Annotated in this window: 4 protein-coding genes, 1 tRNA gene and 4 pseudogenes; all 9 read left to right on the top strand. The window is 38.7% G+C overall.

Features of this window, described 5'->3' with window-relative positions:
* Positions 1–21: 21 nt before the first annotated feature.
* A tRNA-Trp gene (locus LZ575_RS07905) sits at positions 22–94 on the top strand.
* A 105-nt stretch (positions 95–199) separates the two neighbouring features.
* The gene (secE, locus tag LZ575_RS07900) at positions 200–397 is read left to right on the top strand and encodes a preprotein translocase subunit SecE (protein WP_235330181.1); all 198 of its coding nucleotides are present in this window, start codon (positions 200–202) and stop codon (positions 395–397) included.
* Positions 398–406: 9 nt separating this feature from the next.
* The gene (gene nusG, locus LZ575_RS07895; RefSeq protein ID WP_235330180.1) at positions 407–958 is read left to right on the top strand and encodes a transcription termination/antitermination protein NusG; all 552 of its coding nucleotides are present in this window, start codon (positions 407–409) and stop codon (positions 956–958) included.
* Between the two features lie 77 nt (positions 959–1,035).
* Positions 1,036–1,475: pseudogene (gene rplK / locus LZ575_RS07890) on the top strand (50S ribosomal protein L11).
* A gap of 18 nt (positions 1,476–1,493) precedes the next feature.
* Positions 1,494–2,193 (top strand): annotated as a pseudogene (gene rplA, locus LZ575_RS07885) (50S ribosomal protein L1).
* Positions 2,194–2,204: 11 nt separating this feature from the next.
* On the top strand, positions 2,205–2,726 hold the full coding sequence (rplJ, locus tag LZ575_RS07880; RefSeq protein ID WP_235330179.1) for a 50S ribosomal protein L10: 522 nt from the start codon (positions 2,205–2,207) through the stop codon (positions 2,724–2,726).
* A 57-nt stretch (positions 2,727–2,783) separates the two neighbouring features.
* Entirely contained in the window at positions 2,784–3,161 is a 378-nt protein-coding gene (gene rplL, locus LZ575_RS07875) for a 50S ribosomal protein L7/L12 (RefSeq protein ID WP_235330178.1), read from the top strand.
* Between the two features lie 132 nt (positions 3,162–3,293).
* Positions 3,294–7,107: pseudogene (gene rpoB, locus LZ575_RS07870) on the top strand (DNA-directed RNA polymerase subunit beta).
* A gap of 82 nt (positions 7,108–7,189) precedes the next feature.
* Positions 7,190–11,492 (top strand): annotated as a pseudogene (gene rpoC / locus LZ575_RS07865) (DNA-directed RNA polymerase subunit beta').
* Positions 11,493–11,570: the final 78 nt, after the last annotated feature.

Raw genomic sequence — 11,570 nt, 5'->3', positions numbered from 1 at the left:
TATTTACAGGGAAAAGTATAAACGGGTTTAGCTCAGTTGGTAGAGCACTGGTCTCCAAAACCAGGTGTCGGGAGTTCGAGTCTCTCAACCCGTGCATAAAAGTTACTTCTGTTAAGGTAATTTTATATAACAAGAATCATCGTGGCGAGAAGCCTTACCTCCCGGAAAGTCTTTGAAACCGTGAAAATAGTAGAATACAATGGCAGGAATCGTCAATTATATTTCAGAGTCTTACAACGAGTTGAAAAACCACGTTACCTGGCCAACCTGGCCGGAGGCTCAAAGGCTTACAATAGTTGTAGCTGTTTTTTCAATTATATTTTCATTGGCTATCTGGGGTATAGATACCGTATTTAGTTCAGCCATTGAACAGTATTTTGAATGGATTAAATCATAAAATATGGCTATGGCAGAAGTTAAGGATAAAAAATGGTATGTAGTTCGTGCCGTAAGTGGTCAGGAAAATAAGGTTAAGGAGTATATCGAACGTGAGATATCTCACCAGGGTATGGAGGATCTTGTAAGCGAGGTTCTTGTTCCTACCGAAAAAGTTATCCAGATAAGAAACGGAAAGAAGATAAACAAGGAACGTGTTTACTTCCCTGGGTATGTAATGATTCTTGCGAACCTTTCAGGAGAGATTCCACATATCATTAAATCTATTAACGGTGTTATAGGATTTTTAGGTGAAACTAAAGGTGGTGATCCGGTTCCGCTTAGAAGGTCTGAGGTTAACAGGATGCTCGGTAAAGTTGATGAACTTTCAGTAAAAGCAGACAATGTTGCAATACCATTCACTATTGGAGAGACTATTAAGGTTATAGATGGTCCTTTTAATGGATTTAATGGTACGGTTGAGAAAATAAATGAAGAAAAGCGTAAGCTTGAAGTAATGGTGAAAATTTTCGGAAGAAAAACTCCATTGGAACTTAGCTATATGCAAGTAGAAAAAGTATAAAGGTAATAACTGTTACATATATTTTTGATAGTTTTTAAAGCTTCCACTCTTAAAACTATCACCTAAAAATAACAAAAATGGCAAAAGAAGTAAGTAAAGTTGTTAAACTACAAGTTCGTGGAGGTGCTGCTAACCCATCACCACCAGTTGGACCTGCTTTAGGTGCTGCCGGAGTTAATATAATGGAGTTCTGTAAGCAATTCAATGCTAGAACCCAGGATAAGCCAGGTAAAGTTTTACCTGTTCAAATTACAGTTTATAAAGATAAGTCTTTTGATTTTGTAATTAAAACTCCACCTAAGCTGCAGTGCAAATTATGGAAGCAGCTAAAACCAAAAAAGGATCAGGAGAGCCTAACCGTAAAAAGATCGCCAGCATGTCCTGGGATCAGGTTAGAGCGATTGCTGAAGATAAGATGCAGGATTTAAACGCATTTACCGTAGAATCAGCTATGAAAATGGTAGCGGGAACTGCTCGCTCTATGGGTGTAACTATTAAAGGGCAGGCGCCGTTTTAATCCAAAACAAAATCAAAAATGGCAAAAGTAACTAAAAAGCTTAAAGAAGCTCAGTCAAAAATCGAAAACGGAAAACTGTATTCGGTAGCTGAAGCCTCTGCTTTAGTAAAAGAAATATCCTACGAAAAATTTGATGCTTCTGTAGATCTTGCGGTTCGTTTGAACGTAGATCCACGTAAAGCTAATCAAATGGTAAGAGGTGTTGTTACACTTCCACACGGTACAGGTAAAGACGTAAAAGTTCTTGCTTTAGTGACTCCAGACAAGGAGGCAGAAGCTAAAGAAGCTTAGTGCAGACTATGTAGGATTAGATGAGTACCTCGATAAAATTAAAGGAGGTTGGACAGATGTTGATGTTATAATCACCATGCCTAGTGTTATGGGTAAATTAGGACCTCTTGGTAGAGTATTAGGACCCCGTGGTTTAATGCCTAACCCTAAAACTAGTACAGTAACTATGGATGTTGCAAAAGCAGTATCTGATGTTAAAGCTGGTAAGATTGACTTTAAAGTTGACAAAACGGGTATTGTACACGCAGGTATTGGAAAAGCATCTTTTGATGCCGATAAAATTGCCGGAAACGCAAGAGAATTATTAACTACGTTGGTTAAGTTGAAGCCAGTGGCTGCAAAGGGAGTTTATATTAAAAGTATCCACATCTCTTCTACAATGAGCCCAAGTGTTGAAATTGATACCAAAAGGTTCACTGAGCAATAATATTTAAGATTATGACAAGAGAAGAAAAATCAATAGTAATTGAAGATTTAACTGCGCAGTTAGCAAATAACAATATTATTTACCTTGCTGATATTTCTGGCCTTAATGCCTTAAATACTTCAAACTTACGTAGAGCTTGTTTTAAAGCAAACATAAAACTTGCAGTAGTTAAAAATACATTGCTTGCAAAAGCTATGGAAGCTTCCGATAAAGAATTCGGAGAACTTCCTTCAGTTTTAAAAGGCAATACTTCAATAATGTTTTCTGAGGTTGGAAATGCTCCGGCCAAAGTTATCAAAGAATTCAGAAAAAAATCTGACAAACCATTACTTAAAGGAGCTTTCATTGAAGAGGCTGTTTATTTAGGTGATAATAACCTGGACAACCTGGTTAATATTAAATCTAAAGAAGAAGTTATTGGAGATATCGTTGGATTACTTCAATCACCTGCGAAGAATGTTATTTCTGCGCTTAAGTCTGGTGGTGGTAAGATAGCTGGAATTCTTAAAACTCTTTCTGAAAAAGAAGGATAAACAAGTACGCACTTTTTAACAATTATATAATTAAAGAACATTTTAAAACGATAGAAAATGGCAGATTTAAAAGATTTCGCAGAGCAATTAGTTAACTTAACAGTAAAAGAAGTTAATGAATTAGCTACAATATTAAAAGAAGAGTATGGTATCGAGCCTGCTGCTGCTGCTGTAGCTGTTGCTGCTGGTGGTGCTGGTGGTGGTGAAGAAGCCGCTGAAGAGCAAACTGAATTTGATGTAATCCTTAAAGCAGCTGGAGCTTCTAAGCTTGCAGTAGTTAAATTGGTAAAAGAGCTTACCAGTCTTGGTCTTAAAGACGCAAAAGAATTGGTAGACAACGCTCCACGTCCAGTTAAAGAAGGAGTTTCTAAAGACGAAGCTGAAGCATTAAAAACACAGTTAGAAGAAGCAGGAGCCGAGGTTGAGCTTAAATAAGCTTGACAAAGCAATATTATTTAGGTTTAGACCTCAGGATTCGGTCCTGAAGGTCTAAACCCTTTTGCGTCTATAATGGTATAGTCCTTGTAGCGCACCCACATATATAACTAAATATAATTCCGTCCATTGATGTTAGCAACGCAAACTGAAAGATTGAATTTCTCTTCCGTAAAGAACAAACCTGAATACCCGGACTTTTTGGACATCCAAATTAAGTCATTTCAGGATTTCTTTCAATTAGAAACTAAATCAGAAGAAAGGGGAGACGAAGGTCTGTATAATACCTTCATGGAAAACTTTCCCATTACAGACACCCGTAATCAATTCGTATTAGAATTCTTAGATTACTTTGTGGACCCACCAAGATATTCCATACAGGAATGTATTGAACGTGGATTGACATATAGCGTACCGCTTAAAGCCCGCTTAAAACTATATTGTACAGATCCCGAACATGAAGATTTCGAAACCATTGTACAAGATGTTTACTTAGGAACCATCCCTTATATGACCCCAAGTGGGACTTTTTGCATCAACGGTGCTGAGAGAGTAGTTGTTTCCCAATTACATCGTTCCCCCGGTGTATTCTTTGGACAGTCATTCCATGCAAATGGAACTAAACTTTATTCTGCCAGAATTATCCCGTTTAAAGGATCCTGGATAGAATTTGCTACCGATATAAACAACGTGATGTATGCTTATATCGATAGAAAGAAAAAATTACCTGTAACTACACTTTTCCGTGCTATTGGTTTTGAAAGAGATAAGGATATCCTTGAGATCTTCGACCTTGCTGAAGAAGTGAAAGTTTCTAAAACAGGATTAAAGAAATATTTAGGTAGAAAACTTGCTGCAAGGGTATTAAATACCTGGTACGAGGATTTCGTGGATGAAGATACTTAGCGAAGTTGTTTCTATTGAGCGTAACGAGATCGTTCTTGATCGTGATACCGAACTTGATAAAGATCACGTAGAGGAAATCCTTGAAACCGGAACTAAAACTATCCTTCTTCACAAAGAGGATAATTCTACAGGTGATTACGCTATTATTCACAATACATTACAAAAGGATCCTACTAACTCTGAAAAAGAGGCAGTAGAACACATTTACCGTCAATTACGTAATGCTGAGCCGCCGGATGAAGAAACTGCGCGTGGTATTATTGACAAATTGTTCTTCTCTGACCAACGCTATAGCCTTGGTGAAGTAGGACGATATAGAATGAACAAAAAACTTGGTCTTGATATTGGAATGGATAAGCAGGTGCTTACCAAAGAAGATATTATTACCATTGTTAAATACTTAATTGAGTTAATTAACTCAAAGGCAGAGATTGATGATATTGATCACTTATCTAACCGTCGTGTTAGAACAGTAGGAGAGCAGCTTTCTCAGCAGTTTGGTGTTGGTTTGGCTCGTATGGCCCGTACAATTCGTGAGAGAATGAACGTACGTGACAACGAGGTATTTACTCCTATAGATTTGATCAACGCGAAGACATTATCTTCAGTTATCAATTCATTTTTTGGAACAAACCAGTTATCTCAGTTCATGGATCAAACGAATCCACTGGCAGAGATTACTCACAAACGTAGACTTTCCGCACTAGGACCTGGGGGACTTTCCAGGGAGCGTGCAGGATTCGAGGTTCGTGACGTTCACTATACTCACTACGGAAGGTTGTGTCCTATTGAAACTCCTGAGGGACCAAACATTGGTTTGATCTCTTCTTTGGCTGTATTTGCCAAAGTTAACGGGATGGGCTTTATTGAAACTCCTTATCGTACAGTGACCAATGGTAAAATAGATTTTTCACAAGATCCTATTTACTTAAGTGCTGAAGAAGAAGAAGATAAATTGATAGCTCAGGCTAACATTTCTCTTGATGACGATGGAACAATCAATGCTGAAAGAGTAATTGCCCGTGAAGAAGGAGATTTCCCGGTAGTAGAGCCAATTACAGTTCATTATACTGACGTTGCTCCAAACCAGATTGCTTCTATTTCGGCATCCTTAATTCCATTCCTGGAGCACGATGATGCGAACAGGGCGTTGATGGGATCAAACATGATGCGTCAGGCAGTTCCTTTATTAAGAGCAGAATCTCCAATTGTGGGAACTGGTCTTGAGAGAGCTGTAGCGACAGACTCCAGAGTATTAATAAATGCTGAAGGAGCTGGAGTTGTAGAATATGTGGATGCTGAAAGAATTACCATTAAATACGACCGGACAGAGGAAGAGAGAATGGTAAGTTTTGACAGTGATTCAAAAACTTATGAATTAATAAAATTCAGAAAAACCAACCAGGGAACTTCTATTAACCTTAAGCCAATTGTGCGTGTAGGTGATAGAGTAACTACAGGACAGGTGCTTTGCCAGGGTTATGCAACCGAGGCCGGAGAACTTGCACTGGGAAGAAACATGAAAGTTGCTTTCATGCCCTGGAAAGGATATAACTTCGAGGATGCGATAGTTATTTCTGAAAGAGTGGTAAGAGAAGATGTTTTCACTTCTATTCATATAGATGAATATTCACTGGAAGTTCGTGATACCAAATTAGGTAACGAGGAACTTACTAATGATATACCAAACGTTTCTGAAGAGGCTACAAAAGACCTTGATGAAAACGGTATGATTAGAATTGGAGCTGAAGTGAAGCCTGGTGATATTCTTATTGGAAAAATTACTCCTAAAGGTGAAAGCGATCCAACTCCGGAAGAAAAATTACTTAGAGCGATCTTTGGAGACAAGGCTGGAGATGTAAAAGATGCTTCGTTAAAAGCTCACCCTTCATTAAGAGGTGTTGTTATTAACAAGAAACTTTTTGCCCGTGCCGTAAAAGATAAGCGCAAACGTGTACAGGATAAGGAAGATGTAGCTGCATTGGACAAAAAGTATGATGCTAAGTTTGCAATTCTTAAGTCAGAATTAGTAGATAAGTTGTTTGCTATTGTTGGTGGAAAAACTGCACAAGGAGTTCAAAATGATCTTGGAGAGGAAGTATTACCAAAAGGTAAAAAATATACTCTTAAGATGTTAAACTCTGTAGATGATTATATCCACCTTACACAGGGAACCTGGACTACAGATGACCACTTAAACAAATTGGTGGCAGATCTTATCCACAATTACAAGATCAAGGAAAATGACCTTCAGGGTAACCTTAGAAGGGAGAAATTCACGATCTCTGTTGGAGATGAGTTACCTGCAGGTATTATCAAATTAGCTAAGATTTATGTAGCTAAGAAGAGAAAACTTAAAGTAGGTGATAAAATGGCGGGTCGTCACGGTAACAAAGGTATTGTTGCACGTATCGTTCGTCAGGAAGATATGCCTTTCCTTGAAGACGGAACTCCAGTGGATATTGTACTTAACCCGCTTGGTGTACCTTCCCGTATGAACATTGGTCAAATTTACGAGACTGTGTTAGGATGGGCTGGACAAAAACTTGGAAGAAAGTATGCAACTCCAATCTTTGATGGTGCAACTTTAGATCAAATAAATGAGCTTACAGATGAAGTAGGTGTACCGCGCTTTGGACATACTCACTTATATGATGGTGGTACCGGAGACAGATTTGACCAGGCTGCAACAGTTGGTGTAATTTATATGTTGAAATTAGGACATATGATTGACGATAAAATGCACGCCCGTTCAATTGGACCATACTCACTTATTACTCAGCAGCCGCTTGGTGGTAAGGCACAGTTTGGAGGTCAGCGTTTTGGTGAAATGGAAGTTTGGGCGCTTGAGGCTTATGGAGCATCAGCTACCCTTAGAGAGATTTTAACTGTAAAATCTGATGACGTTATAGGTAGAGCTAAAACTTACGAGGCAATCGTAAAAGGGGAGCCAATGCCAGAGCCGGGATTACCAGAATCTTTCAACGTATTAATGCACGAATTGAAAGGTTTAGGTTTGGATATTAGATTAGAAGAATAATATGCTGTTTAAAGGGAGTCGCTAAGTTGTGATTCCCTTATAAAGCAGAATTTTCACAAAAATTATAGCAGCACAGATTATTATGGCTAGAAATAATGAACATACTACAGAAAAGAGATTTAACAAGATCTCTATAGGTTTGGCTTCACCCGAGTCCATTTTGGCGGAATCTCGAGGGGAAGTACTAAAGCCTGAGACTATTAACTACCGTACGCACAAACCTGAGCGGGACGGTTTATTCTGTGAGCGTATTTTTGGTCCTGTAAAGGATTACGAATGTGCCTGTGGGAAATATAAAAGAATCCGGTACAAAGGAATTGTTTGTGACCGTTGTGGAGTAGAAGTAACAGAAAAGAAAGTAAGACGTGACCGTGTTGGACATATCAACCTGGTAGTTCCTGTAGCTCACATCTGGTATTTCCGTTCCCTACCAAATAAAATAGGTTACCTTCTTGGATTACCTTCCAAGAAACTTGATATGATCATATATTATGAGAGATATGTGGTTATACAACCCGGTATTGCTAAAAATTCTGAAGGTCAACAGCTTAAAAAGATGGACTTCCTTACAGAGGAGGAATATCTTGATATACTTGATACCCTTCCGCAGGAAAATCTTTATTTGGAAGATAACGATCCAAATAAATTTATTGCAAAGATGGGAGCTGAATGTCTTATCGAGCTTTTAAGAAGAATAGATCTTAATGAGCTTTCTTACGACCTAAGACATAAAGCAAATAACGAAACATCCAAACAACGTAAGACTGAAGCCTTAAAAAGACTTCAGGTAGTTGAATCTTTTCGTGATGCAAACGAGAACAGGGAGAACCTTCCTGAGTGGATGATCATGAAAGTTATTCCAATTACTCCTCCTGAATTGAGGCCGTTGGTGCCACTTGATGGTGGACGTTTCGCTACTTCAGATTTAAATGACCTTTACAGAAGAGTTATTATCCGTAACAACCGTCTAAAAAGGTTAATGGAAATTAAAGCTCCTGAAGTAATCTTGCGTAACGAAAAGCGTATGCTACAGGAAGCTGTGGATTCGTTATTTGATAACACAAGAAAATCTTCAGCAGTAAAAACTGACTCAAACAGACCGTTGAAATCTCTTTCTGATTCCTTGAAAGGAAAACAGGGACGTTTCCGTCAAAACCTGCTTGGTAAGCGTGTGGATTATTCAGCACGTTCTGTAATTGTTGTAGGACCTGAGCTTAAAATGTTTGAGTGTGGTCTTCCAAAAGATATGGCTGCAGAGCTTTATAAGCCGTTCGTGATTCGTAAGTTGATCGAAAGAGGTATTGTAAAGACTGTAAAGTCAGCTAAAAAGATCATAGATAAAAAAGAACTAGGTAGTATGGGATATTTTAGAAAATGTTCTTAAAGGACACCCTGTACTGCTTAACCGGGCCCCAACTCTTCACAGACTTGGTATCCAGGCTTTCCAGCCAAAACTTATCGAAGGAAAAGCGATTCAGTTACACCCACTGGCGTGTACTGCATTCAATGCCGATTTCGATGGTGACCAGATGGCGGTTCACTTGCCACTGGGACCTGAGGCTATTTTGGAAGCTCAGTTGTTAATGTTAGGTTCTCATAATATTCTTAACCCTGCAAATGGATCTCCAATTACGGTTCCATCTCAGGATATGGTTTTGGGTCTGTATTATATGACCAAACCAAGAGTATCTACAGATGAAGTAAAAATTAAAGGTGAAGGCCTTACTTTCTACTCAGCTGAAGAAGTTGTGATCGCTTACAATGAGAAAAAAGTTGATCTTAATGCTGTAATTAAAATTAGAGCTAAAGATTATAATGAAGCAGGTCATTTAGTAAATCAAATTATTGAAACTACTGTAGGTAGGGTTCTTTTCAATGAATCTGTTCCTGAAACTGCAGGTTTCATTAACGAGGTCTTGACCAAGAAATCTCTTCGAGATATCATTGGACGTGTATTAAAAGCGACAAGCGTTGCAGAAACTGCAGCTTTCCTTGACAATATCAAAGATCTTGGATATAAATTCGCTTATACAGGTGGTTTATCATTCAGTTTAGGTGATATTATTATTCCTGAAGAAAAGCAGGCAATGATTGATGACGCTAACGAGCAGGTTGAAGGTATTATAGGAAACTATAACATGGGTCTTATTACCAACAACGAACGTTATAATCAGGTTATTGATATCTGGACTTCTACTAACGCAGGATTAACTGAGTTAGCTATGAAGCGTATTCGTGAAGATAACCAGGGATTCAACTCTGTGTATATGATGCTTGACTCTGGTGCGAGGGGATCTAAAGAACAGATCCGTCAGTTAACCGGGATGCGTGGATTGATGGCGAAGCCTAAGAAATCTAACTCAGGTGGAGGTGAAATTATTGAGAACCCGATTCTTTCTAACTTTAAGGAAGGTCTTTCAATTCTTGAATACTTTATCTCTACTCACGGTGCACGTAAAGGTCTTGCCGATACCGCTCTTAAAACTGCCGATGCAGGTTATTTAACCCGTCGATTGGTGGATGTTTCTCAGGACGTAATTGTTAACAGTGAAGACTGTGGAACTTTAAGAGGAGTAGAAGTTGCGCCACTTAAGAAGAATGACGAGATCGTTGAATCTCTTGGAGAAAGAATATTGGGTCGTATTTCTCTTAATGATATATACAACCCGCTAACTGAAGAATTACTTGTTAAAACAGGAGAAGAGATAGGTGAAGCTGCAGTAGCAAAAATCAATGAGGCTCCAATTGAAACAGTTGAAGTGCGTTCGCCACTTACCTGTGAAGCCAAAAAAGGTATTTGCGGAAAATGTTACGGTAGAAACCTGGCAACTAATAAGATGGTTCAAAGAGGAGAAGCTGTAGGAGTTGTTGCTGCCCAGTCTATTGGGGAGCCGGGAACTCAGCTTACACTACGTACCTTCCACGTGGGTGGTATTGCAGGTAACATTTCTGAAGAAAATAAACTGGTAGCGAAATTTGATGGTATTGCCGAGATTGAAGATCTTAAAGTAGTACAGGGAGAAGGACCTGATGGTTCTATTACCGACATCGTAATTTCCAGAACATCTGAACTTAAGTTGAAAGATAAGAAAACCGGGGTTGTACTTACTACAAGTAACATTCCTTATGGTTCACAGATCTTTATCAATGATGGTGACGAGGTGAAGAGAAATGATCTTATATGCCAGTGGGATCCATATAACGGTGTAATTATTTCAGAATTTGCTTGTAAGGTAAAATATGAAAACATTGAACAGGGTCTTACTTATCAGGTAGAGATAGATGAGCAAACAGGATTCCAGGAGAAAGTTATTTCTGAATCTAAAAACAAGAAGCTTATTCCTACTTTATCTATTTTAGGTAAGAAAGATGAAGTAATTCGTTCTTACAACCTTCCTGTTGGAGCTCACCTTATGGTTGACAAAGACGAGAAGATTAAAGTAGGTAAGATTTTGGTTAAGATTCCACGTAGATCATCTAAAGCAGGTGATATTACGGGTGGTCTTCCAAGAGTTACTGAATTGTTCGAAGCACGTAACCCTTCAAACCCTGCTGTAGTAAGCGAGATTGATGGTGTTGTTTCCTTCGGAAAGATTAAGAGAGGTAACCGTGAGATCATCATTGAATCCAAACTTGGAGAAGTTAAAAAGTATTTAGTAAAACTTTCTAACCAGATCCTTGTTCAGGAGAACGATTATGTACGTGCGGGAATGCCATTATCTGACGGTTCTATAACTCCGGAAGATATTCTTGCAATCAAAGGACCAAACGCAGTACAACAATATCTTGTGAACGAAGTACAGGAAGTATATCGTTTACAAGGGGTGAAGATCAATGACAAACATTTTGAAGTTGTTGTTCGCCAGATGATGCGTAAGGTAAGAATAGTTGATCCGGGAGATACAATTTTCCTTGAAAACCAGTTAATTCACAAAGCAGATTTCATTGATGAGAACGATAAGATCTTCGGAATGAAAGTAGTGGAGAGTGCGGGTGATTCAGCTAATCTTAAACCGGGTCAAATCATTAGTTTAAGAGATCTAAGAGACGAGAACTCCTCATTGAGAAGAGAAGATAAAGAACTTGCTACTGCAAGGGATGCTGTTGCTGCAACTGCAACTCCAATCCTTCAGGGTATTACAAGAGCTTCTCTTCAAACAAAATCCTTTATATCGGCTGCTTCCTTCCAGGAAACAACGAAGGTTCTTAACGAAGCTGCGGTAAGCGGTAAAATTGATGATCTTGAAGGTCTTAAGGAAAATGTAATTGTAGGACATAAGATTCCTGCAGGTACAGGTATGAGAGAGTATGACCACATTATCGTTGGTTCCAAAGAGGAATTTGATGAAATGATGGAGAAAAAGCAGGAAGTTAATTATAACTAACAGCAAATATGAAAGGGTCGCATTCGCGGCCCTTTTTCTTTTATAAACATCAGAGGCTCCTTATAGAGCCTCTTTTTG

The organism is Antarcticibacterium sp. 1MA-6-2 (genome assembly GCF_021535135.1).
Lineage (GTDB): Bacteria > Bacteroidota > Bacteroidia > Flavobacteriales > Flavobacteriaceae > Gillisia.
Note: the sequence above shows the minus strand (reverse complement) of the source record. Positions and strands in the feature narration are given on the sequence as shown.

What these genes read in the sequence shown, in the direction of transcription:
- rplL (WP_235330178.1), top strand. Translation starts at nt 2,784, where the DNA reads ATGGCAGATTTAAAAGATTTCGCAGAGCAATTAGTTAACTTAACAGTA.
- rplJ (WP_235330179.1), top strand. Translation starts at nt 2,205, where the DNA reads ATGACAAGAGAAGAAAAATCAATAGTAATTGAAGATTTAACTGCGCAG.
- nusG (WP_235330180.1), top strand. Translation starts at nt 407, where the DNA reads ATGGCAGAAGTTAAGGATAAAAAATGGTATGTAGTTCGTGCCGTAAGT.
- secE (WP_235330181.1), top strand. Translation starts at nt 200, where the DNA reads ATGGCAGGAATCGTCAATTATATTTCAGAGTCTTACAACGAGTTGAAA.